Origin of the sequence: Mesonia aquimarina, from assembly GCF_003667275.1 — a bacterium.
Taxonomy (GTDB): domain Bacteria; phylum Bacteroidota; class Bacteroidia; order Flavobacteriales; family Flavobacteriaceae; genus Mesonia; species Mesonia aquimarina.
Window position 1 is genome coordinate 17516 of sequence record NZ_RCNV01000009.1, and the last position, 24108, is coordinate 41623.

Sequence of the window (24108 nt, forward strand, 5' to 3'; positions counted from 1 at the left end):
TTTTATTTTTTTACTAAAGCTCAATTCAATAATACGAGCTAATTCTGTAGAAATATGGGATTCGAATTAACCTCTACACTAAGAAAAAAAATAATAAAGGATACCGCATATCACACTGAAGAGTATGGTTTTTAGCATATCCCATTTGAGGATGAAGTAGGCAAAGGCAGCTATAAGTCCGATCACCAATGAAGGGATGTTTATTGTTTCCCATTCAGGGATTAACCACCTTATGCCAAGTGAATGGCTTTCGTCCACTTTTCCAAAAAGTGTATGGATGGTAAACCAAACACCAAGATTGAGTACTACACCTACAACCGCAGCGGTAATTCCTGACAAGGCAGTGGTCAGGTTTTTATTGCCTCTGAGGTATTCAATGTAGGGCGCCCCGGTAAATATGAACAAGAAGCAAGGAATAAAGGTAGTCCAGGTTACCAGTAAGGAAGCTAAGATTCCAGCCTGTAAAGGATCCATAGTGCCTGCAAAACGGTAAGCTCCCATAAATCCTACAAATTGTACAACCTGTATGAGTGGACCCGGTGTGGTTTCTGCCATGCCTAAACCATCCAGCATTTCTCCACTTTTCAGCCAGCCGTAATCTTCCACTGCTTTTTGAGCTATGTAGGCAAGAACTGAGTAGGCTCCTCCAAACGTAACCACTGCCGTTTTGCTAAAAAACACTCCTTCGCTAAAGAAGATGGAATCAACGCCAACCCATAATGCGATTAAAATTAACGGCAATGCCCACAAAGAGAGGTACAATAAAATCGTTTGGAGGGTCTTCTTGAATGAGGGTTTGACCTGCTGAATATGGCTGTCAATCAAGTAATCATTTTCCTGTTCTGCTTTATCATCATGGCCTTTAATGACATGAAATTTCTCCTCCCAAAATTTGCCTCCAAGAAAGCCTGTTATCCCTGCCGCTAGGACTATGTAAGGGAAGTCCACCTCAAAGAAGAAGATGGCAACAAATGCCAAGGCGGCCATAGTTACCATTACTTCATTTTTGAGGGCTTTCTTACCGATTTTTATAACCGCCCCAATGACAATGGCCAGTACCGCTGGCTTGATACCGAAAAATATGGCGTCAACGATAGCTACATCTCGGTAAGCCGCATAAAGAATACTCAGCACCAGTATGCAAATAAACCCCGGTAGGATAAACAGTAGTCCGGCAACCAGCCCACCCTTTGTTTTATGCAGTAGCCAGCCAATGTATGTGGCCAGTTGTTGTGCTTCAGGGCCTGGCAATAGCATGCAATAATTCAATGCATGCAAAAAACGGTTTTCACTGATCCATTTCTTTTCTTCCACCAGTATTTTGTGCATAACCGCAATTTGCCCTGCCGGACCGCCAAAACTATGGATGGCGACCTTTACCCAAACCTTCAGTGCCTCACTGAAGGGTAACTCTCTATTTTTAGTTGGATTGGATACACTTGACATTCCTTTGATGTGACGTTGCTTTGCTAGTTAATCTTTTTAGCATTTGCAAAACGCTCTGCTACATTATCCCAGTTGATGATTTCCAATATGGTGTCAACAAAATCACCTCTTTTGTTTTTATGCTTCAAATAATAAGCGTGTTCCCATACGTCTATTACCAAAATCGGGATTACGCCCCACTGGGTAAGCTTTTGATGATTTTCACACTGGAGAAGTGTGAGGGATTGTGAATAAGGTTGATAGCCTAAAATTCCCCAACCACTGCCTTCAACACTTTTGGAAACTTTTGCGATATATGACTTGAGTTTATCAAATGAACCAAAGTCCTTTTCTATTTGCTTTAAAAGCTCTGCTTTAGGCTCAGTTTTCTTATTGACAAGGTTTGTCCAGAAAATAGAATGCAGGACATGGCTTGAAAAATGATAGGCCAGTTTTCGCGTCCATAGATCAACCATATCCATTTCACCAGTCTCAAGGTTTTTCTTGATGTTTTCCAAATCCTTATTAGCTCCATTGACCGCACCTCCGTGGTGAAATTCATAATGCAGGTGCAGGGTTTCTTCGTCCATATGGGGTTCCAGAAACGTCTTGTTGTAGGGTAATGGTTTTTGAATGAAGTTACCATTACCATCTATCAATTTGTCAATTCCTCCTTCATTCACACTTTGGGAGAACACACTGTTGATAGGCAGAATTGTTGCCCCTCCCAGTATTGCTGAATTTTTTAGAAAATCTTTTCTGTCCATTTTTCTATGTTTTAATTGGTTTGAAAAATTATGTTGCTCATTAGAATAAAACGCCAAATTGAAATGCAAAGGTCGTTGAAGCCACATGGTCATTTCCAAATCGAAAAAGCATGGGCATTGCCAGAAAATAGGTAACCTTTTCTTGTTTGATAATAGGCTTGTTTATAACAGCTGTGAAGCCGTACCTGCCATTGGTGTTGAATGCCAGACGTGTCAATAAATTAAAGCCTGCTATATTTCTGTAAATAACCCCAGGGTGAAATAATAAACCGCTTACTCTACTCGTACTATCGTTTACTACAATAGAGGGGACAAACTCGACACTAAATGCAATTTTTCGGCTTTGAATGAAATTGATCCCTACGGGAAAACCCACCGTGTAACTATCACGAAAATTAAATTTATGTTCGCCACCTGAGAAGGTGCTGATGGGGTGAACAACGCTGAAGTACATCTTAGTAATAGGAAAACTATTTTCTGATATGGTTTGTGGAGTTTTCGGGTTTTCTGTATCCAGTTTAGATTGTGCATTACAATCCACATTACAGTAGCATATCACTATAATGCCGAGTAGAAAGCTCCGTTTATAAATATTCTTCATAATGTCTTTAATCATATTTTAGTAAGGCACATATTAAAGTACAGGATCATAAAAAGCTTTGAAATGTAAAAGCCATCAATCACTCTTTCCGGCATTTCCCAGCTCATATACCTGGTAAAAAATCAACTATACTCTTCATCGAAGTATTATCGATGATCGTAATCACCGTCCGAGTGGCTTTCCTCTCTTTTGAGTACCAATTCTCCTTTTGGATTAAAATAGAGTTCAAAATAGGTCTCATCCTCATTCTCGACCTCAAGCTCATACATAGTACCCTTATTGGTCTCGACCTTTTCTACTTCCTCAATCTCCCATTTAGCGTATTGTGAATTCTTAAAGGCATCCTGTACGGCCTTAGGTAAATCAGAAAACTTAATGGTCTCCTCACTTAGCTCCTTGAAATCGGATTGGGCCATCGCTGTAAAGGTACCCCCACCAATAAACAGAAGGGAAAATAGAACAATACGAAGAAACTTCTTACTTGCGTTCATAACATTAAAATTTAAGGTCAAACATTCAATTCACCTCAAATGTAGAGATCGATTCTGTAGAAATTTGGGCTAGTCAAAAATGAACGGTAAAAGTGTGAAGCGCATTTTTGTGACTGTAAGTTAGCTCCCAATTACTTACTTGTGATATTTTATAAGCGATAGCAAGCCCCAGCCCCCAAGATTCGGGATTATTGGAGGATTTGTAAAACCTCTGAAATAACTTTTCCTGATCTATTCGTTCATTGCTGGTGTTGGTAACAGTCAACCGTTGTTTGCTTGCTAAAACAGTGACCTGGCCATTTTTTAAATTATGCACAAAAGCATTTTTAAGCAGGTTTTGGATGAGTATTTCGGCTAAGGTATAATTACCCTGAATACTAGGATGATCCTCGATTTCTACCTCTACCTGAATGTTCAAAGCCTCCTTGTGTTCTTCAAAATATTCTAACGATCTGTGGATTATTTCTTCTACTCTGACCTCATCGGTCATCAAGAACTGCCGGTTTTCTATTTTGGAAAGGAGCAGGAGGGTTTTGTTGAGTTTTTTTATCCGTTGTGTGGACCCTATTATACTTTCTATGATGGTCGCTTGTTCTTCGGTAAGCTGAGTTTGACCAACCAGTGCCTCTAACTTCGATTGAATAATGGATAAAGGAGTCTGTAACTCATGGGAAGCATCTCCGATAAACTGCTTTTGGTTTTCAAAAACCTCCTTGTTTTTCCGAGTCAGTTCGGTCATCACATTATTTAATAGCTGAAATTCTTCAATTTTGGAATTTGGGAATACTGGTGTATTTGCATTGACAAGATTATAATTTTTGAGCTTGTCAAGCATAGTATAAAAGGGCTGCCATATTCTTCGAGAAAGCATTCTGTTTGAGAGGTAAAAACAGAAAACAAGTCCAAAAAATAGCCCTCCTAGCGTAATAGCAATCGTACCAATGATTTCAGTTGCTTCCAGGTGAGGCTTCACAATTTCCAGTTTGTAATAGCTGTCGTTTAATTCCACAAATGTTATCAGCTTCCGGTACTCATCTAGTTCGGCATCTATCGGTTCATAGATCAACGTGTCGGCATAGCTTTCTTTTCCGTCTTGAAACGTATTTATATCAATAGGGTAAAATGTAAAATCGTCCAGAGGGTAATCCTTCGCTATGGATATTTCCGGGTGCTTTTCGAGATAGGCAAGCAAGTTCATCTTACGGTTATTCAAAACCTCATCTACGTTTTGAAGTACATTCCAGCTTAGCACCAGATAAAACAAGGTCGAGAATATCCCAAACAGTAAAAGGAATGCGAATAATTGGATACGGGTCGTATAAGAAAGCAGCTTCATATTGTTTTTATTTGGTATCCCACACCGTAAATATTGGTTATTTCCACGTTGGCACCTGCTTCCTTTAGCTTGCGTCTCAAATTTCTGATTTGTGAAAACAAAAAATCAAAACTCTGTACCTCATCTACGTAATCGCCCCAGATATATTCTGCCAAAGAAACCTTGGTGATCACCCGTTTGTGATTGCTGATCAAGTGGGTAAGGATAGCATATTCTTTCTTTGTTAGAGAAAGTGGGCTTTCGAGATTATCAATTCCAACTATGTACTGATCTGGTTCTATTACCAGATTAGCATAGTGAACCAATCTATTTGTCTTGAATTGTTTTCTCCTTATAATTGCCTTTATACGGGCATTCAGCTCTGAAAAGTAAAATGGTTTAGTCAGGTAATCATCAGCTCCTAACCCCAAGCCTTTTAATTTATCGTCCAGGGAATTACGGGCAGAAAGGATGATTACCCCATCAGTTTTATCTTCCTTATGGAGAATTTCGAGCAGGTCAAAACCACTGCCATCCGGGAGGTTTATATCCAGAATGATACAGTCATAATCGTACAGATTAATGCGCTCTATACTTTCCCGAAAATTGCCAGCAGTATCACAGAAATAACCTTCATCCTTGGCAAAATCTTGTAGGCTTTTTAGCATTTCCGTTTCGTCTTCTATGATGAGCAGTTTCATGGATACAAAGTACAGAAATAATTCTGTAGAAATGTTGCACAATGGTTTATAGAAATCTTTGGTGTAACTGATACAATAAGTTTTTGAGAAAAGGATTTTTTGTAGTCCATCTATTATCTGTCAATTTGGGGTTTTGTTTTTGGGAGGAAACACGCTTGTCTTTTATCGAGTTTTACTTTCATTTATTGTAATTTCCAGTCCAATCGGAGGCAAAATTAGGCTCTTTTGGTTTTTTAGCGTTGACTTCGTGTGTCGACAAAAAATCAAATGTGCCTAATGTGCGGTGGGTTTTTTGCATTACCTACAACGGTCTCGTATAACCGTCAGTTACGGGATTAAAGTTAATAATTTTCGGTTAAGAACTGGCGTTAGCAATTCCGAGTGGATTCGGACGTAGTCGAATCCGCCGTAATAGCGGTTATACATTGTTGTGGTTAGTTTTTTATTCATTCAGTATTTCAGTCAGTTTTGGAAATTCCGATCCCATTTTTTTATTGTCCATTTTTCCATCGTAATCATTGTCTCCGTATTCAAGTCCAACTGCTATTAGTCCCTCAAATTCATTTCGTTCCGATTTTGGTATTTCTCTCAAAATATTAGCGAAGTCTTTTTCACCAATTCGGTAAATTATTTGGGTCAAGACATATCCTAAATCATAACTACTTGCTGCTCCGCCATTCGGAAAGTTTTTAATTTCGATAATAGCGCTTTTTTCTTTTTTCAACGCTTGGTAAATAAGATTTTCCATTTTCCGATTTTCAGTCAAGGATTGATGAACAAACAAAGTATCTCCAATAATAATTCCGTCAACTTTTTCCTTTTTACAGCTGACTAAAAATATTGTTAGTAATAGTAGGGTTATTTTCCTCACAAAGTTTGTTTTCAAATTAACCACAACGGTTTTGTATAAGATTAGTTGCGTGGGTTAAGCAACTAATTTAGCAAATACAAATCGAATAGAAAATCCGCGAGGATTTTCGTAAGCAGGCTTGCACTAGCAATTAATTTTATACGTTGTTGTAAAACGTTTTTATTCCACCATAATTGGTTTTGGCAATATTCCTCTATTCTCAAACATAAAGCCAAAATTAGGCTTATTTTCAATTCCATTTAATTCCTCAATTATATTCAAGAGTAGTTTTTCTGTTTCGTTTATATTTTTTGTGCTATCAACATTTATGCTAATTAGTTTTTTCTCGTTTTTAAGAGAATAATTTCTATCATTATTTGGATTAAACAAATGATTTGTCAAAACTGATTTTAAACTATCTATTGGAAATTTCAGGTCGAAACTTACAGTAATGCTATCCGTATTTACATAAAGTATTTCCCTTAATTTGTAATCAAATATACTTTCGCAAATCTGTAATGGTTGGATTTTATAAACTTTATCTTCAGTTTCCAATTTGAACATAGCATATTCATTTAAACAATCAGTCTCGTCCAAAATCTTTATTACTTCATTGAAATTTTTAAGTGTATCAATATCGTACTCAACTAATTCGTTATCAACCAATCGAAAAGTCATAAAGCGTTGAATTGGTTTTTCAATCGCAGTATGTTTATTTTCGTTGTTATTCTGTCCGCAACTCAATAGCAGACAGCTTAAAATTAGTATGATGATTGTTTTTTTCAAATGTTTTACAACGGTTAGTATATGAAAAGTAGGCGTTTTTGAAGCTCGAACCTTTCAGTTACGCACAAACTTTGATACGAGCCAAAGCCCTTGAGTTTATTACTATCTCGCCTATTTTTTATATACATTGTTAGCTGCTGGCTTTTTTATTCAATTTCAATATCTTTTGTTTCTTGGTCTAACTTTCCTTTAAAATTTGGAACTGGTCTCTCTTCTTTCTCTAACTCAGTTTCGACAATTCCGTTCTCTTTAATGTCTTTAATCAACCATTCCATTTCCATAATTTCTTTGCGTTGAGCTTTAATAATGTCGTCTGCAAGTTTTCGAACTCTAACGTCTTTTATTTTTGCTCTTTCGCTCGTCAATATCGCAATTGAATGATGTGGAATCATTCCTTCCATATAATCGGTATCAGTTACAGTTACCTGACTCCTTACCAACCAAATTGCTCCAATTATCATCAAAGCTCCCAATCCAAATATTGCAGTGTTAGCTTTTTTACTCTTATACATATTAAGCATATAGAGAAGCATAATGATTATCATTGAGCCACCCATAATAATGGTCATAAATAATCGAGTTTCACTAAACCAAAAGTGGTCGACTATTTGATAAGAATGAGTGTACATTAAAAAAAACATTGCAATCATTGAAGTCGCAATCATTGCAAAAAATTTCCCGTATTTCTTTTTACTGTTATGTTCGTTTTCCATTTTGTTTAAGTTTTGAGTTATTTTTTATTCAGCTTGCAGCTAACATGTGCATAAACGCTATAGCGTTTATTTACAATTTATCGATTATCCAAATATAGTGAATCTAATGGATTTTTTATTTTTTTTAATTGATGATTAGCGACGTGGGTATAAATTTCAGTTGTTTTTGTGGTCTTATGCCCTAAAAGTTGTTGAATATATCTTAAATCTACCCCATCTTCCAATAAATGTGTTGCAAAACTATGCCTTAGCATATGCGGGCTTACTTTTTGAGAAATTCCGGCACGTGATGCTGAACGTTTGACAATGGTAGCCACGCTTGTAGCACTATATTGATTGCCTGGCTTACCTTCAAAAAGAAACTTTTTTGGTTTCCACTCGCGATAGTATAATCTTAGATTAATAAGCGTCTTTTCTGATAAAAGTGTGAATCTTTCAGTATTCCCCTTCGTATCTCTTATGTTAATTAAAAAGCGTTTACTTTGAATATCATTTAATTCAAGGTTTAAAAGCTCAGATCTCCTTAAGCCGGCGCTATACAATAATTCAATTATACATAAGTGCTTAATATTATTGATTTGAGCAAGCATCAATTTTATATCGTTTTTACTAAGTACTTTAGGTAACTTTTTCTGTTTTCTAGGTCTTTCCAATTCATAAAATCGATGAGGCATGCCTAGTACAATTTCATAGTAAAATTTAATCGCATTGATATTCTGGTTAAGATAGGAAGATGACTTTCCTTCTCGGATAAGTTTTTGTAGGTAACGTCTTATATCTTGTTCATCCAAATGATCTACGTTACTAGAGGAATAATAGGACATAAACTTTTCAAAACAACTGATATAGGACTTGGCAGTATTAAGTGAATATCCTTTTAATTCAAGTTTGTGCAAAAATGAAGGCGGACATCGATACTTAGAGTTAGAGTCTGAATCAAGGTAAGCCTGATAACTAAACTTTCGGGAGGAAGCAGAGATAGGGCTGCTCTTGAAAAACTTGGAAGTATCTATCCAGGCTTTACCTTTAAAAACTTTAAAAATTAGTTTTAAATTCTCTTTGGAATTGAAAACATATCCCATCCCAAATTCACTAGACCATTTATAAAATGGAATATTTCTGCATAATTTTTCAATCCTTTTATCGTGTTGATGCCTTATCCCTATACAAGCTCGTCCTTCTATGAGAAGGTGAGAAATAATTATTACCTTTTTAGAATTCTTGATCATATGGTAAAATTCGACATATAATACTATTTAGTAGTCTATCAAACGTTTATTATACGTATATTAAACACAAAATAAATATGATGATAAAGAATTGTCCTGTGTGTGGAGAGAGTATAAAAGGAAGATCAGATAAAAAATTTTGTAGTCCCACCTGTAAAAGTAGTTTCCATTACGACCAAAGATTGCAATCAGAAAAGTTTTATCACCAGATAGATCGCCAATTGAAACTTAACAGAAAAATTCTAAAATCGTTAAACCGTAAAGGCTATAGTACTATTAATAAAAAAGATCTAAAAGAAGAAGGTTTCAATCCCAACTTTTTCACTCATTATTGGAAAAACAAACAGGGTGATGTATATTTATTTGTATATGAATACGGTTTTTTAGATTTATCAAAAAAATCTAAAAAGGCCAAATACCTAATAGTCAAATGGCAGGAATATATGGATAAGTAAAAAATCATTACCTTCCTTTTCATAAAATTTTCTGAGAAATTTCTCCGCTATAAAGTTGCATAACTTCTTATTTACAAAAAAATTAGTTTTGTTATGCTTTTCTGAAGGAGTCATTAGAAATTTTTTGATGTCGATCTTTTATATTATAGAGCGCGATCTGGCATAAAATCTTTTGGAGAGCAGTCGAGTGCTTTTGCAATAAGGTTTAGATGTAAAATGTTATATTTTGCTTTTTTAGAAGGAGCTTCAATCTTAGATATAATTTTAATGTTCTTTTCAATTGAAAGAGATAACTCTTCGCATATTAATCTATGAGGTTATTCTAATTATCTCATTTGGAACTATATAAATTTAAATTTCTTCTAATAACGTTTCATAAATAAGATTAAGTAAATAATTGATTTTGCTATCTAAATAATTCATCATCAAAAAATTCTTTCAATGTTATTCCTAATGCATTACAAATTCTATTTAGAGAATAAATTGAAATCCCTCTATTAGACTTTAAGTTTTCCCAAGGTTGAAAATTTTGTCTGTCGATATCAATATTTTTTGATAAATCACTTTTGGAATCACCCAATTCATTCCTAAGCTTAGATAGACGCTCTTTAATCTTTGTTTTTAATATTTCATCCTCTTTTCTCAATTTAGCCATAAGGCAATTTCAATATAATTGAATTTTTTACAGTAATGCACTTGCATTACATTTTATATTTATTATATTTGATTAATAATAATATATTTGCGAAACTTCTTTAAGTAAAATATTAGAAGCATTCGCTTTGAATCTCGCATTGAAAACTGGTAATTTTTATACACACGAGAGGAAAAGCAAGGATGCTCACGACCCGGGCGTGGGCTGCTTGTTGTGTGTAAGGTATACCAGTGCCTCAATGCGATAAGCTGAGACCTGCGCCTTTTTCTTTTTTTAATAAGAACAGGCCAAAAGGCAGTTAATAAAGCTAAATAAGTTACTACTTAATGAGCTGAATTACAAGACCTGTGTTTATTGTTACAGTAATCATCTTTTAAAAACTATTTGTAAAACTTTGTTCGTAAGAGAAAGTCTGGGATACTTCCTAGATACTCCATAGATAAGCCCATGGAATGTGCACGCTGTTTTTTATGAAAAACCAATTAAAACACATTTACACAGCGGTTTCATTTCAATCAATCGCAGTAATAATTATAGGTATGCATAAGTGCAAGAAGAGTACCTACGCCCGGGTCGGGTAAACTGTTTAAAACAAAAGCTTATGAGGTAAAATTATATTCATAAAAAAGCCCTCTCTATACTTTGGCGAGACAGAGAAGGCGTGTATTAACTAAACTCAAATATTTAACTAATAACATTTCAAAAATATGAAATTTTTATTCAGATCCTGCCTTAGGCTAAGTATTTTCTTAGTTCTGAGCAGCTGGGCTATTCCCTGCACGGGGCAACAGCAAATATCGGGTACCGTAACCAATACCGATAAGATGCCCATCCCCGGGGTAAATATTACCTTTAAAAATAAACCTGGTGGTACAAGCACTAATTTTGATGGGCAATATGAGCTTAACGCACAAGCACAAGACAGCTTGGTATTCGCTTATCTAGGCTATCAAACGCAAACGATTGCGGTCGCCAATCAAACCCAGATCAATATTACCTTACAAGAAGAAGAAAATTCTTTAGGCGATCTGGTGATCAATGCCGGATATTATACCACTACCGAGCGGGAACGCACGGGAAATATTGCTAAAGTTACCGCCGAAGAGATCGAGCTGCAACCTTTAGTTAGTCCGTTACAAGCTTTGCAAGGGCGAATGGCCGGGGTAGAAATCACTCCGGGTAATGATCTGCCGGGCTCCGCCCCTACTATTCGTATTCGCGGGCAAAACAGCTTACGAGCAGAAGGCAATTACCCCTTGTACATCATCGATGGGATGCCCATTAATTCTGCCCCGGTAGAGAGCAACAGTAATCTCAGCTTTACAGGTATAGACCCGTTAAGTACGCTTAACCTTTCCAACATAGAAAGTATTGAGGTACTAAAAGATGCCGATGCCACGGCTATTTATGGTTCTCGAGGCGCCAATGGGGTCATCTTAATTACCACTAAAAAGGGAACCCCGGGAGAAACAACGGTACAGGCACGTATAAGCACCGGCTTTTCTGAAGTTCCTAACCAAATTGAACTGCTTAACACCAACGACTATTTAAAAGTACGCCAAAGGGCATTTGAAAATGACGGAATAGCACCTAATGAAAATAATGCCTATGATTTATTGGTATGGGATCAGGAGCGGGATACCGATTGGCAGGAAGAATTTTTTGGAGGGCAAGCTGAGTTTACCCAAGCCAATTTATCTATTGCAGGAGGTAGCTCAACCACCCGTTATCGTATCAATGGCTCTTACTTAAATCAAGGTAGCGTATACCCCGGCGGGGCTAACTACCATAAAGCTACAGGAAATGCACAACTGAACCATAAAGGTAAAAATGATAAATTTTCTTTGGATATGTCGCTTACCTATGGTACAGACCGTAACTATACTGTGGGCATAGGCGCTGTTATACCACAAGTGTTCAGTTTGGCTCCCAATGCCCCCCGTATTTTTAATGAGGACGGGAGCCTGCACTGGGAAGAATGGAGCCAAGTGGGAAGGGAAAACCCTTTTCAGGGGTACCCCAATACCAGTGAAGTTAAAACCCACAATATGGTTACTAACCTTAACCTATCTTATAGGTTATTTGAAAAATTAGAACTTTCTACCAATTTTGGATATACCCATCTTAATAGTAACGAATTGACCAAACGACCCAAGGAGTCTTTTAATCCTGAGTATGCAGAGTTTATAGACCATGAATCTGCTCATTTAGAAGGACAACGTGCTTCATGGATTATCGAACCTCAATTATCCTATCAAAAAAACATAGGGAAATTAGGAATTAAAGCTTTAGCAGGGACAACCCTACAAGAGCAACTTAACCGCCAAACGGGAGTTACAGGTACGGGGTATGCTACCAGATCGATGATAGGGAATCTTGCAGCAGCCACTACCCTATCTAGGGGTATAAACCAAGAGACGAAGTACCGTTATATGGCATTTTTTAGCAGACTGGGGATAGATTGGGACACAAAATACTTCATTAATCTTACCGGAAGAAGAGACGGTTCATCTCGTTTTGGGCCTCAAGAACGTTTTGCCAATTTTGGAGCTATTGGGGCAGCTTGGATTTTTACAGAAGAAACTTGGATGGCTAAGCAACTCCCATGGTTATCTTTTGGGAAATTACGGGGCAGTTATGGAAGCACCGGGAACGATCAAATTGGTGATTATGGATATTTAGATATCTATGAAGCCACACAAGGCCCTGGAGGGCTTTACCCCACCCGTTTAGCCAATCCTTTCTACTCTTGGGAAATCAATAAAAAATTGGAAGCGGCAATTCAATTAGGTTTTTTAAAAGACCGCTTGCACCTTAATGTAAGTTATTACCAAAACCGTTCTTCTAACCAATTGGTAGGCTACAGTTTGCCAAGTATTACAGGTTTTTCTTCTGTACAGGCCAATTTACCCGCTACGGTAGAAAACAGGGGTTGGGAAATAGAAGCCAATGCTAAGGTCTTAAATACCCGGCATTGGAAGTGGCAAAGCGCCTTAAATTTAACGCTTCCTAAAAATGAATTGGTAAGTTACGCCAATTTAGAACAGTCTTCTTATGCCAACACCTATAGGGTTGGAGAACCTTTAAATATTGACTTGCTATATCAGTATGAAGGCATCGATCCAGAGACGGGCTATTACCAAATTGCTGATGTTAATGAAGATGGAAGGTTAGATTATGAAGACCGAGTGGTCGTTAAAGACCGAAACCCCGAGTTTTATGGAGGTTGGCAAAACACCCTACAATATAAAAATTTTAATCTTCAGTTTTTATTTCAGTTTGCCAAAAAAGAAGGGGAATTTGCACTATTTGATGCCGGAAGAATTGGTGCTCTGCGACAGGAAGACTATTTAGAGCTTGAAGGTAATGAATTTCAAGAAATTTCAACGCAGCTTAATGCGATTAGAGGCTATAACAATGTAACACAAACCGCCCTACCCTATACCGATGCCTCTTATATTCGTCTTAAAACCTTGTCTTTAAGCTACTCCTTACCCGTTACTCCGCTACAAAAAATTGGTATTAAAAATTGTAGCGTATTTGTGCATGGGCAAAACTTATTTACCCTTACCAATTATCGTGGAATGGATCCCGAAATGGCTCTTGGTCAAGGGACTGCATTTGGTGCTTTACGCACCTTTACCACCGGTATAGAAATTAACTTTTAAACTTTTACTGATGAAACTATATAAAAAAATAAGCCTTTTACTCTTCCTCTGTTTCTTGGGTTCTTCTTGTGAAGATTTTGTAGAAGTGGAGGCTCCGGACCATCAACTGCCTGTTGCTGTAGTATTCGAAAATGAAGAAACCGCACGCAGTGCCATGTTAGGTATCTATTATCAGCTTTTTAGAAGTGCAGCTTTCAGTAATGGCCATACGAGTAGTGTTACTGCCTTAGCGGGATTAAGTGCTGGCACTTTGACCCCTGTAGATGCTACGAACACGGTTTTTACAGAATTTTTACAGCATGAAGTACTTCCGCAAAATCCTAACAACTTCAACTTATGGTCAAGTGCCTATCAGACCGTATATATGGTCAATTCATTTTTGGAAGGGCTTGAGGCCTCAGACAGCATCCCCGAAGAATTAGCTAGCCAATTACGGGGAGAAGCCTTGTTTATAAGAGGGTTTACCTATTTCTACTTAAAACAGCTTTATGGAAAAGTTCCCTTAATTTTAACAAGTGATTATCGTCAGAATGCCTCGGCCGCTTCTAATACACCAGAAGAAATACTCACTCAAATTCTAACCGATTTGCAAACTGCAGAAAGTCTTCTTTCTGAAGCTTACCCGCAACAAGAACGTACAACTGTAAACCGCTACGCGGTAAAAGCCTTACTGGCTCGTATTGCTCTTTATAATGAAAATTGGGAAGCTGCTTTACAATACAGTAATGAGGTCATTGCACAAACTTCCCTTTATGGTCTAGAAGAAAATGTAAACGACGTGTTTCTGGCCAATAGCCAAGAGGCCATTTGGCAGATTTCACCACTAGGTGGAGGGAATATCACCACCAATACCCATGAGTGGACTATTTTCTCATCTGCTTTTCCACAATTACGGCTTACAGCTGGTTTTGAAACCAATTTTGAAACGGGAGATCTACGAAAGACCTACTGGCTAGAGCAACACCCAGAAAACAACACCTACCGCCCTTATAAATATAAAACAGGTAACACCAGTGATGTTATTACAGAATACTCTATGGTGCTCCGTTTGGCAGAACAGTATTTTATACGAGCAGAGGCACAAGCAAAACTAGGCAATATGTCGGCTGCCATAGCCGATTTAGATGATATTAGAGAAAGAGCAGGCATCTCCCTAATTGCACAAACCCAGCCTAATGTAACAGTAGAAGATTTTTCAACCCTGCTTTTAGAAGAGCGCCAAAGAGAACTCTTTGCCGAATGGGGGCACCGTTGGCTAGACCTGTGGCGTACCCAAAATGCAGCAATGGAATTTAGCGGAAGTGCTTTTTGGGAACCTACCGATGAACGCTATCCCATTCCAGAAGACGAACGCATAAAAAACCCCAACTTAACTCAGAACCCCGGATACTAATGAAAACAGATGATAATTTCCTCAAAAGCTTTTGCTTTATACTCCTAGTAGTTTTAAAGTTTGTCAGTTATGGTCAAGCACCAATGAAAGAAAAAGTGCTGCCTGTAGACCCAAGCATTCTACATGGGCAACTACCCAATGGATTAACCTATTATATTAAACCGCTAGATGAACCTACTTCTGATTTGGTGATGAATTTTTGGGTAAAAGCAGGAATAATGCAACAAGGAGTAAACCAACCTGACCTCGCTCATTTTTTAGAACATATGGCATTTAAAGCCAGTACTCATTTTCCAAAAGGATTAAAAGCAGATAGTTTACATTTAGCCAAAGCAGGCATCCGTAATTTAAAAGATATTCATGCGTCCAGCGGGTATTACAATACTAATTATCACTTTGCTGCCACATCAGGTAATCCCGAGGCGGTGCACACGGCCTTGCTATGGTTTAAAGATATTGCCCATGGCTTAAAACTTACCGATGAAGATATTGATAATGAACGGGGCGTTTTGTTACAAGAGTTTAACACACGGGTGCAAAATTTGTCTGAGCATCGTGCTAAATCAAAGATGTTGCAACACATTAATCCCTGCTTTTCCTCTTCAGATAATTTCTTCGACTACAATGCTCATTTTCCCGCAACAGAATTACGGGAGTTTTATAACACTTGGTATCGTCCTGATTTGATGGCGATAGGTGTTGTCGGTAATATAGAGCATCCAGAACAGCTCAAAGCAAAAATAGAACACATGTTTGGAGGTATCCCGATGCCTAAAAAGCCAAAACCACTCCCTGCATGTGAGTTGACGGGGCAACCTCCCTCTTGGATTAACATCACCCAAGGAGAAAAAAAGACTACACAAGTCAAAAACAACCGTAACCAATTTTATTTAGGCTTTAGAGATCCATCTACCCAAGAAAAAATACATCGTCTTGAAGGACTAAAACAACTTTTCCTTTGGCAATCCATGACACAACTTTTGCAAAACCGCTTGAATAAATTACAGCAGTCTTATGACATACATTTTAATTTTTTAAATAAGCATACCTACCGCTCACAAGTCGTTATGAGTTTTAAAGCACATAATGCCTTGATCGATTTCGAAGAGGGACACGGCGAAAAAGCTTTAGAGACCTTTATAAGTTACTTACACCAATTAAAAGAATTTGGAGTGCATCCTGAAGAATGGGAAGAGGTGGTAAAAAACCAACATCTTATTCTTGATTACCAAGACACCACCAGTACGAAATATTGGTCCAAAGAAATTTACCGGCATTTTGTGGCAGGAGAAGCCTTACCTGCCCAGAAAAAAACTTTATTAAAACAATGGTGGAACAAAATGAGTCTCACCCAATTCAATCAAGAACTCAAAAAATTAATCCAATTGGTACCAGAAGACATTGCCGTGATTGCCACAAAAGGAAGTGCAGCAGCCAATTATACGGAAGTGCAGGTAAGAAAGCTTATTCATAAAACGCTTCAAGAACCTGTCAAGCCTTACTTCCCTAAAACATGGGATGAGCCCTTGATAAGCAAAGAGATAAAAGCTTCTTTACTTCCTCAAAGAATTAAAGCAAAAGGAATAACCAAAAGCGGCGGGAAGCGATTTTCCTTCGAGAATGGCGCCCAATTGATTTTCCATAAAGACACCACTGCCCGTTTTAAAGGTAAAATAGAAATCGAGGGGTTTAGTCCGTGGGGTAGCCATTGTTTTTCCTACCCCATAATCTATGCCGCACAAAATGCAGCAAATATTGTACATCAGTCGGGTATGAGCTCTTGGGATAAATTTGATCTAGATCGATTTATAGCAAATCAGCCACGCCCCTTTGCCATTAAACCCTATATCGAAGCGAATGAATCGGGGATTCAAGGAAAGGCTTCGGCAGAAACTTTAGAGGAGTGGTTGCAAATGATGTACCTCTATATGACCCATCCCCGCTATGATGCTAAAGCATTTGATTATTGGAAGCGGCAGAAAAAGATAGAGTATTTTAAATCCCCCTATGATGTCTCTTTTTTTAATTTTAAAAATCGAGTTGATGAGTATATGGGTCGCAATAGCTATGAAAACGTAGGCGAAAAACTATGGACAGGAATTAAACAGACCAATTTAGATACAGCCTTCCAAAGCTATCAACAACTTTTTGGGCAAACCCATGATTTTACTTTTGTGGTGAGGGGGAACATAGAAGAACCCCAACTTCTTTTACTAGCCCAAAAATATATAGGCAACCTCCCTCAAAGCACCGCTAAATTTACCTGTAAACCTATTTCAAACAAAAAAAATAAAGCTCAAAAATACCCTATACTCAATAATATAGGGGATACGATAGAAAATTCAGAGAAAACTCAATATTTAATACGCTATGTACTGCCCGACATTCCACCGAATAGTCAAGAGTATTTAGGTTTACAGATGCTTAGTCGAATGCTAGGAGAACGTCTAATGGACTTGCGTTACCAAAAGAATTTTTCTATCTATGGGGTCAGCGCTCCTTTTAATGCCCTACCTCAATCTCAATCGTATGACTTTTCATTTTATATGGGCTGTAAGGCTAAAGAACTGTCATCGATACGCCAGGAAGCAAAAAATATAATAGAGGATATAAAACTGGGTAATATTGATAAAGAGGAGTTTAAAGCCGCCCAATCCTTTGTCATCCGCATGGCTTCAACAAACACCGCATACCAGAATCGACTTCTAAGTTATTACAAAGGAGAAAGGCCTTGGGTTAGCTTTGAAAGGATAGAAACAATGGTAAATACCATTACCCCAAAATTGCTTAAAAAAATAGCCAAACGCTATGTAAAAGAAAAATACTTGTATGAATTTGCTACTTATGAATAGGTTTATAGCTTAAGTCCAGAAATACATACTTGCATATTTAAAAAAAGAAGAAACCGGACGTACACCCGGTTTCTATTTTTAAGGATTAGTCTAAGGTTACCTCTCCTACCACATCCCCACTGCCGGGTTTGGGATCGGAGAAATTTTGTGAATCATAAATTGGGTAGTTCGTATTATCGGACAATACCCGTACCAAGCAACTTTGGTTCTGATTATCACAGCTCATCTCTGGGATGGCATGCCAACTCCCACTTGTAAAGACAAAATCTTCTGTAGGATTGGCTGAGGTTCTTGCCGTGGTAAACGACATCGCGGTTGTAAAAATTACCGCTAACAACGGAATTAAAAATTTACTTTTCATAATATTGAATTTTTAAATGAATAATATGCCTACTATTTTATACAGGTGTTCAGCTTCCTCCTGGTTTTGTCGCGCAACAAAACAGGTAATATTATTTTATTTTTAAACCTCGTAACTGTAATAAACCTATTAGAAATAAAAATAAGCTTAGTGTAAAGTATAAGTGACCATACCAACCTAGTAGCGGTAGAATAGTCCTACAGGTACAGGGTATTTCTTCTTGGAAAAATAAAAGATTGATCAAATATCCGCTATAGAATATTAATACTATCAAACAGGTATACAGACCAATATTTTTCTTAGGATAAAACAAAAGAGTTAAAGAGGTGATTATTTCTACAATAGGAATCCCCAAACTTAATCCTTCAATAATAAGCTGGTTTTCGATATTGATTGAATTCAGTAAGGTATGGTAAAAAAGATCTCCTTCCCATAATTTTCTTAAACCGGTATAGAGAAATAATATGCCTACTATAACCGGAGAAATTTTTAAGATGTACTTTTTGGTTTCCATAACCCTTTCTTTTAATGAGGTTAAAGTTAAGGAAGCAAAAATGTTCTTAAGGGATAAAAAACTGTCTATAAGGGATTTTTTCTTATTTAACCCTATAAAACACTAAATTTAATTATTTCTATTTCTTCACCTATCACTAACGTAGAATGTAATTCTCCAGAAAATTCAACTTTAGCTTATAACACAAATACCGTTACTGGGATACCCGGTGTAAGCCCCGGATTTTATTTTTGGGATGCAGATAATTAGGTAGCTCTTACTTCTATAGAAACTCTACGAACCAATGTTTTAGTAAATAATAATAGTTCTTTTTTAAACACTTCTCAAGCTTTCAATGATAATAATTCAGACACCGGTTCTACAATGATTTTGCATACAGAATCTATAACTTTAATAGAAGTTGCATTGGCTTATATAAATTTTATAGTACGGACTAGTATTACCACAAATCAAGGAAACTTGATTACCGACGGAACTCCAAGAGTATATGGGGCTTATATTACGGTCAATGAAAATAATTATGGAATTACATCTGGAGCTTACAGGAGAGATACATTTAATTCTACAGGAGTTACTAACCCTTTAATTTTAAATGGCTCTGGTTACATACCTCTTTCCGCAGGTACACATGATATAGTTATTAGAGGTTATGCATTTGCAGGAACACTAAACATGCGGGCTACTTTTGGGAATAGTGCGGACGACAGACTGCAAATTGTAGTGCAATATTAAATAAAATACAGAAATAAAAAACCAATCTAAATTTAAAATGATTTTTTATGTGGTAGAGATTAATATTTAGACCCAAAGTTTGCATAAGCTGAAAGCTTCATATCATTAAATTGCTTGATAAACTAGCGGAATGTTTTAAATAGAATAAAAAAGTTATATGAGCGTTTGTTGGAAGCTGAAAAGAAAAGATTGCTTATTTAGAAAAATTATTGGATAAATAATCAAACATCTTTTTAAACAGATAATAAAGCCATTAGCAGTAAAAAGTTAATGGCTTTTATAATTTCTAAAACTAAAAAAGGCGACAATAAAATTGCCGCCTTGAATGTTTTCACAACGGAATAATCCTTATTGTGAATTGCTTCAGAATTGTATAACAAATATAGAAAAACATTTTAAAAAAAATTTACGGATAACCGTAATCTGTCTAAAATTTTTATCTCTATATTTAAAAATGTTAAAATTTTAAAAGCATATGAAACGTATTTTAGGATTAGACTTAGGAACAACGTCTATCGGGTGGGCTTTTGTGAATGAAGCTGAAAAAGACAATGAAGAATCTTCTATAATAAAGACTGGAGTTAGGGTTGTTCCCCTTTCAACAGATGAAGAGAATGACTTTAAAAAGGGAAACAGCATTACGATTAATGCTGATAGAACTCTAAAAAGAGGAGCGCGGAGAAACAAATTTCGATATCAACTCAGAAGAAAAGCACTTATTAATCAGTTAAAAAATATAGGTTTTATAGATAAAAACTCTAAGCTCACTGAAACCGGAAATAACTCTACACACGAACTATTAAGGTTAAGAAACCAAGCAGTAACCGAAAAAGTAGAAAAAGATGAGTTTGCACGTATTCTTCTATCTATAAATAAAAAACGTGGTTATAAAAGTAGCCGTAAAGCTAATAGTAGCGAAGAAGGTGAACTTATAGATGCTATGGGCATCACTAAAAAGCTCTACGAAAAAAATTTAACGCCCGGAGAATTTTCATATCAGCTTTTAAAAAAAGGAAAAAAAGCCATACCCGATTATTACCGATCTGATTTAGAAAATGAGTTTGATAAAGTCTGGAAAAGGCAAAAAACATTTTACCCCGATATTTTAAATAAAATATTACGTAAAGAACTTGTTGGTAAAAATAAAAATCAAACTTGGAAAATATGCGAAAAACCTTTCGATATAGTAGGTATAAAGCTTGAAGGCAATAGAGATGAAAAAAAAATAGAAAAGTTTAGGCTTAGAAAAATAGCTCTAACTGAGCAAATTGACTTAGAACATTTAGCAATTGTACTCCAAGAAATTAATAATGAGATCAATAAATCGAGTGGTTATTTAAGCGAAATTAGTGACCGAAGCAAAGAGCTACATTTTAATAATTTAACAGTAGGACAATACCTATACAATCAAATTGCACAAAATCCACATAAAAGTTTAAAAAACCAAGTTTTTTATCGTCAGGATTATTTAATTGAATTTCAAAAAATTTGGGATAAACAGGCAGAGTTTTATCCTGCATTAACTGAAAAGTTGAAAGATAAAATTCAAAATGAAATTATTTTCTACCAACGAAGGTTGAAATCACAAAAAGGACTCATTAGTTATTGTGAATTCGAAAGTTGGGAGCAAAATGTCACTGTTGATGGTCAGGTAAAACATAAAACTGTAGGTCATCGTGTTATTCCAAAATCTTCTCCATTATTTCAGGAGTTTAAAGTTTGGCAAAATTTAAATTCTATCAGAATTATTCATATAAAAACCAATGAGGTTTTTCATATAGAAGAAGATTCGAATACTGAGTTATTTCAAAAACTAAACTGGACAGATAAATTAACGAATAAACAAGTTTTAAAAGAATTTAATTTAAAACCAGAGGATTGGAAAATAAATTTTCAACAAATCGAAGGCAATAGAACGAACTACAATCTTCTTGCAGCTTATAAAGAAATATTAAAGATCGAAGGTTATGACAATATCAACTTCTCCAATATTGAACCTGATGAACTGCAAGAAATCCTAGAGAAATGTTTTGGTGAAATTGGTATCGATAAGCAAATATTAGAATTTAATGCAACATTAGATGGAAATGAATTTTCAAAACAAAAATCCTATGAATTATGGCATCTACTATATTCATATGAAGATGATTTTTCAAGAACAGGAACAGAAGCCTTAGAAAATAAACTCAAAAATAACTTTGGCTTTAAAGATGAGCATTTACCTTATTTAATAAATATTCGTTTTCAGGATGATTATGGCAATTTAAGTGCAAGAGCTATTCGTAAAATAATGCCGTACCTTCAAGACGGAAAAATCTATTCTGATGCTTGTGAATTGGCTGGTTACAATCATTCTAATTCCGTAACCAAAAAACAAAATGAAAGGCGAGTATTAAAACCAAAACTCGAAATACTTAAGAAAAATAGTTTACGAAATCCCGTTGTAGAAAAAATCTTAAATCAATGCATCAACGTGATAAATACTATCATTGAAGATGAGAAAATGGGGCGTCCAGATGAAATAAGGATTGAGCTTGCTCGCGAACTCAAAAATACCAAAGAACAACGCGACCGGATGACCAAAGCCATTGGCAGAGCTACACGAGAACACGAGAAATACCGTGAGGAAATAAAATCTAAATTTGGATTACCACACGTAAGCCGAAACGATTTAATTCGATATAAACTTTATAAAGAATTAGAATCTAATGGTTACAGAACGCTTTATACAGACGAGTACATCAAACCGGAAGATTTATTTTCCAAAAAATATGATATTGAACACATTATCCCAAAATCCAGATTATTTGATGACTCTTTTTCAAATAAAACCTTAGAAACAAGAGAAAGTAATCTAGATAAAGGCGATGAAACGGCCTTAGATTTTGTTGAAAGAAAATTCGGTAAAGAAGGCTTAGACAACTATAGAAATCGAGTTGAAGAACTTTATAAAGCAGGAAAAATAAAAGGTTCAAAACACCAAAAACTTTTAATGTCATTAAAAGATATTCCTGCAGACTTTTTAAATCGGGATTTAGGTAATTCAGCATATATTGCCAAAAAAGCAGCCGAAATCTTACTTGATGTAACTAAACGAGTTAGCTTAACTTCAGGGAAAATAACCAGTAAATTACGAGATGATTGGGGTTTAATTCAAATAATGCAAGAATTGAATTGGGATAAATATGATAAAGTGGGATTGACCTATTATAAAGAAAATAAAGAAGGAAAAAAGCTACCGAGAATTAAAGATTGGTCAAAAAGAAATGACCATAGACACCACGCTATGGATGCTATTACAGTTGCATTTACTAAACCAGGAATGATTCAGTATTTAAACAATCTGAATGCGAAAACCAATAAGGAAATTTACAAACTTGAAAATACTTATACCTATAAAGATGATAGAGGCAAACGTAAATTTAAAGCACCCTTTCCTAAAATCAGAAAAGCATCCAAAAAGCAATTATCGCAAATTTTGATTTCGCATAAAGCCAAAAATAAGGTTACGACAAAAAATAAAAATAAGATTAATGTAAAAGGAAAAAATACGTTTGTTTATCAAACTGTTGAAACGCCACGTGGCCAACTCCACAAAGAAACCGTTTATGGTAAATCGAAATATTACGAAACCAAATTTGAAAAAGTCGGTGGAAAGTTTGACGAAGAACGCATTGAACTTGTCGCTAACCGAAGTCATAAAAATGCTCTGTTAAAACGATTGGAAGAATTCGAAAATAATCCTAAAAAAGCATTTACAGGCAAAAATTCACTAGCTAAAAATCCGGTTTATTTAAACGGCACTCAAGAAACCCTTCCGGAAAAAGTAAAGTTAGCTTGGTTAGAAGACCGATTTACCATTAGAAAAGAAATAACACCTGACTTGAAAATAGATAAAATTTTAGATCAAGGTGTAAAAAAAATAATAGAAGAAAGACTAAAAGAATTTAACAACAAACCTAAAGAAGCCTTTGCAGATTTAGATAAAAATCCCATTTGGTTAAATGAGGAAAAGGGCATAAAAATTAAACGCGTTAAAATTACAGGCGTTTCAAATGCCGAAGCCTTACATCATTCAAAAAATCATTTAGGTAAGCAGGTTTTAGATGATAAAAATAGTCCTATTCCAAATGATTATGTAAGTACAGGAAATAATCATCACGTCGCTATTTATGAAGACGAAAAAGGTAATCTACAAGAAGAAGTCGTTTCGTTTTATGAAGCAGTTGCAAGAAAAAAAGAAGGATTGCCCATCATTAATAAAAAACATGAAAAAGGCTGGATGTTTTTATTTACGATGAAACAAAATGAAATGTTTGTTTTTCCAAACGAAGAAAAAGGTTTTAATCCAAGCGAAATTGATTTATTAAATCCTAATAATAAAGTTTTGATTAGTGAAAACTTGTTTCGCGTGCAAAAAATAGCTACTAAAAATTACTTTTTCAGGCACCATTTGGAGACTCAACTAATAGATCATAAAAAAACAAGAACTATTACTTGGGAAAATATTAGAAGCTGTAATGGATTAAAAAATCTAGTAAAAATACGATTAAACCATCTGGGAGAAATAGTACAAGTCGGAGAATATTAAAATTTTTAA

At 35.8% G+C, this 24108-nt stretch carries 19 protein-coding genes; 6 read left to right on the forward strand and 13 right to left on the reverse strand.

Going from position 1 to position 24108, the window contains the following annotated elements; genetic code table 11:
* Nucleotides 1–78 precede the first annotated feature (78 nt).
* From chrA to xerA, 10 genes are all read right to left on the reverse strand, one after another.
* Nucleotides 79–1446, reverse strand: coding sequence for a chromate efflux transporter (gene chrA / locus D9R05_RS11560; protein WP_121667388.1), 1368 nt, complete (start codon nucleotides 1444–1446; stop codon nucleotides 79–81).
* A gap of 23 nt (nucleotides 1447–1469) precedes the next feature.
* Nucleotides 1470–2192, reverse strand: coding sequence for a superoxide dismutase (locus D9R05_RS11565; protein WP_121667389.1), 723 nt, complete (start codon nucleotides 2190–2192; stop codon nucleotides 1470–1472).
* A 40-nt stretch (nucleotides 2193–2232) separates the two neighbouring features.
* Nucleotides 2233–2808: a hypothetical protein gene (locus D9R05_RS11570; protein WP_121667390.1), complete on the reverse strand. Its 576-nt coding sequence runs from the start codon at nucleotides 2806–2808 to the stop codon at nucleotides 2233–2235.
* Between the two features lie 131 nt (nucleotides 2809–2939).
* A complete protein-coding gene (locus D9R05_RS11575; protein ID WP_121667391.1) occupies nucleotides 2940–3284 on the reverse strand; it encodes a PepSY-like domain-containing protein in 345 nt (114 codons plus the stop codon).
* 73 nt (nucleotides 3285–3357) lie between these two features.
* Entirely contained in the window at nucleotides 3358–4620 is a 1263-nt protein-coding gene (locus tag D9R05_RS11580) for a sensor histidine kinase (protein WP_121667392.1), read from the reverse strand.
* Nucleotides 4617–5300 carry a response regulator transcription factor gene (locus tag D9R05_RS11585; protein WP_121667393.1) on the reverse strand — a complete coding sequence of 228 codons (684 nt, stop codon included), beginning with the start codon at nucleotides 5298–5300 and terminating at the stop codon, nucleotides 4617–4619. The genes D9R05_RS11580 and D9R05_RS11585 overlap by 4 nt, the downstream gene beginning before the upstream one ends.
* Before the next feature lie 442 nt (nucleotides 5301–5742).
* On the reverse strand, nucleotides 5743–6171 hold the full coding sequence (locus D9R05_RS11590; protein ID WP_162984968.1) for a hypothetical protein: 429 nt from the start codon (nucleotides 6169–6171) through the stop codon (nucleotides 5743–5745).
* Between the two features lie 159 nt (nucleotides 6172–6330).
* Nucleotides 6331–6936, reverse strand: coding sequence for a hypothetical protein (locus tag D9R05_RS11595; protein ID WP_121667395.1), 606 nt, complete (start codon nucleotides 6934–6936; stop codon nucleotides 6331–6333).
* A 146-nt stretch (nucleotides 6937–7082) separates the two neighbouring features.
* Complete coding sequence (locus tag D9R05_RS11600) at nucleotides 7083–7649, reverse strand: DUF305 domain-containing protein (protein WP_121667396.1); 567 nt, start codon at nucleotides 7647–7649, stop codon at nucleotides 7083–7085.
* A 77-nt stretch (nucleotides 7650–7726) separates the two neighbouring features.
* Nucleotides 7727–8878, reverse strand: a complete 1152-nt coding sequence (gene xerA, locus D9R05_RS11605) for a site-specific tyrosine recombinase/integron integrase (RefSeq protein WP_121667397.1) — start codon at nucleotides 8876–8878, stop codon at nucleotides 7727–7729.
* Between the two features lie 80 nt (nucleotides 8879–8958).
* On the opposite strand from xerA, the gene D9R05_RS11610 reads away from it, so the two are divergent.
* On the forward strand, nucleotides 8959–9333 hold the full coding sequence (locus tag D9R05_RS11610) for a DUF2116 family Zn-ribbon domain-containing protein (protein ID WP_121667502.1): 375 nt from the start codon (nucleotides 8959–8961) through the stop codon (nucleotides 9331–9333).
* Nucleotides 9334–9739: 406 nt separating this feature from the next.
* Here the strand turns inward: D9R05_RS11610 and D9R05_RS11620 are convergent, their stop codons facing one another.
* The gene (locus D9R05_RS11620; RefSeq protein ID WP_121667398.1) at nucleotides 9740–9988 is read right to left on the reverse strand and encodes a helix-turn-helix transcriptional regulator; all 249 of its coding nucleotides are present in this window, start codon (nucleotides 9986–9988) and stop codon (nucleotides 9740–9742) included.
* A gap of 707 nt (nucleotides 9989–10695) precedes the next feature.
* On the opposite strand from D9R05_RS11620, the gene D9R05_RS11625 reads away from it, so the two are divergent.
* Genes D9R05_RS11625 through D9R05_RS11635 form a run of 3 tightly spaced genes read left to right on the forward strand, consistent with a single transcriptional unit; the run spans nucleotide 10696 to nucleotide 17901 of the window.
* Nucleotides 10696–13656 carry a SusC/RagA family TonB-linked outer membrane protein gene (locus tag D9R05_RS11625; protein ID WP_121667399.1) on the forward strand — a complete coding sequence of 987 codons (2961 nt, stop codon included), beginning with the start codon at nucleotides 10696–10698 and terminating at the stop codon, nucleotides 13654–13656.
* Between the two features lie 10 nt (nucleotides 13657–13666).
* Nucleotides 13667–15049, forward strand: coding sequence for a RagB/SusD family nutrient uptake outer membrane protein (locus tag D9R05_RS11630; RefSeq protein ID WP_121667400.1), 1383 nt, complete (start codon nucleotides 13667–13669; stop codon nucleotides 15047–15049).
* A complete protein-coding gene (locus D9R05_RS11635; protein WP_121667401.1) occupies nucleotides 15049–17901 on the forward strand; it encodes a M16 family metallopeptidase in 2853 nt (950 codons plus the stop codon). The genes D9R05_RS11630 and D9R05_RS11635 overlap by 1 nt, the downstream gene beginning before the upstream one ends.
* Before the next feature lie 85 nt (nucleotides 17902–17986).
* On the opposite strand, the gene D9R05_RS11640 is transcribed toward D9R05_RS11635, so the two are convergent.
* On the reverse strand, nucleotides 17987–18262 hold the full coding sequence (locus tag D9R05_RS11640) for a DUF6520 family protein (RefSeq protein ID WP_121667402.1): 276 nt from the start codon (nucleotides 18260–18262) through the stop codon (nucleotides 17987–17989).
* A 91-nt stretch (nucleotides 18263–18353) separates the two neighbouring features.
* Complete coding sequence (locus tag D9R05_RS11645) at nucleotides 18354–18776, reverse strand: MauE/DoxX family redox-associated membrane protein (RefSeq protein ID WP_121667403.1); 423 nt, start codon at nucleotides 18774–18776, stop codon at nucleotides 18354–18356.
* Nucleotides 18777–19139: 363 nt separating this feature from the next.
* On the opposite strand from D9R05_RS11645, the gene D9R05_RS11650 reads away from it, so the two are divergent.
* Nucleotides 19140–19508, forward strand: coding sequence for a hypothetical protein (locus tag D9R05_RS11650; RefSeq protein WP_121667404.1), 369 nt, complete (start codon nucleotides 19140–19142; stop codon nucleotides 19506–19508).
* Between the two features lie 475 nt (nucleotides 19509–19983).
* Nucleotides 19984–24099 (forward strand): type II CRISPR RNA-guided endonuclease Cas9, encoded by a 4116-nt coding sequence (gene cas9 / locus D9R05_RS11655; protein ID WP_121667405.1) that lies wholly within the window; start codon nucleotides 19984–19986, stop codon nucleotides 24097–24099.
* The last annotated feature ends 9 nt before the right edge of the window (nucleotides 24100–24108 follow it).

Bases quoted from the DNA above. Each gene is read 5' to 3' on its own strand.
- chrA (WP_121667388.1), bottom strand. From the start codon at position 1,446: ATGTCAAGTGTATCCAATCCAACTAAAAATAGAGAGTTACCCTTCAGT.
- D9R05_RS11565 (WP_121667389.1), bottom strand. From the start codon at position 2,192: ATGGACAGAAAAGATTTTCTAAAAAATTCAGCAATACTGGGAGGGGCA.
- D9R05_RS11570 (WP_121667390.1), bottom strand. From the start codon at position 2,808: ATGATTAAAGACATTATGAAGAATATTTATAAACGGAGCTTTCTACTC.
- D9R05_RS11575 (WP_121667391.1), bottom strand. From the start codon at position 3,284: ATGAACGCAAGTAAGAAGTTTCTTCGTATTGTTCTATTTTCCCTTCTG.
- D9R05_RS11580 (WP_121667392.1), bottom strand. From the start codon at position 4,620: ATGAAGCTGCTTTCTTATACGACCCGTATCCAATTATTCGCATTCCTT.
- D9R05_RS11585 (WP_121667393.1), bottom strand. From the start codon at position 5,300: ATGAAACTGCTCATCATAGAAGACGAAACGGAAATGCTAAAAAGCCTA.
- D9R05_RS11600 (WP_121667396.1), bottom strand. From the start codon at position 7,649: ATGGAAAACGAACATAACAGTAAAAAGAAATACGGGAAATTTTTTGCA.
- xerA (WP_121667397.1), bottom strand. From the start codon at position 8,878: ATGATCAAGAATTCTAAAAAGGTAATAATTATTTCTCACCTTCTCATA.
- D9R05_RS11610 (WP_121667502.1), top strand. From the start codon at position 8,959: ATGATAAAGAATTGTCCTGTGTGTGGAGAGAGTATAAAAGGAAGATCA.
- D9R05_RS11620 (WP_121667398.1), bottom strand. From the start codon at position 9,988: ATGGCTAAATTGAGAAAAGAGGATGAAATATTAAAAACAAAGATTAAA.
- D9R05_RS11625 (WP_121667399.1), top strand. From the start codon at position 10,696: ATGAAATTTTTATTCAGATCCTGCCTTAGGCTAAGTATTTTCTTAGTT.
- D9R05_RS11630 (WP_121667400.1), top strand. From the start codon at position 13,667: ATGAAACTATATAAAAAAATAAGCCTTTTACTCTTCCTCTGTTTCTTG.
- D9R05_RS11635 (WP_121667401.1), top strand. From the start codon at position 15,049: ATGAAAACAGATGATAATTTCCTCAAAAGCTTTTGCTTTATACTCCTA.
- D9R05_RS11640 (WP_121667402.1), bottom strand. From the start codon at position 18,262: ATGAAAAGTAAATTTTTAATTCCGTTGTTAGCGGTAATTTTTACAACC.
- D9R05_RS11645 (WP_121667403.1), bottom strand. From the start codon at position 18,776: ATGGAAACCAAAAAGTACATCTTAAAAATTTCTCCGGTTATAGTAGGC.
- D9R05_RS11650 (WP_121667404.1), top strand. From the start codon at position 19,140: ATGATTTTGCATACAGAATCTATAACTTTAATAGAAGTTGCATTGGCT.
- cas9 (WP_121667405.1), top strand. From the start codon at position 19,984: ATGAAACGTATTTTAGGATTAGACTTAGGAACAACGTCTATCGGGTGG.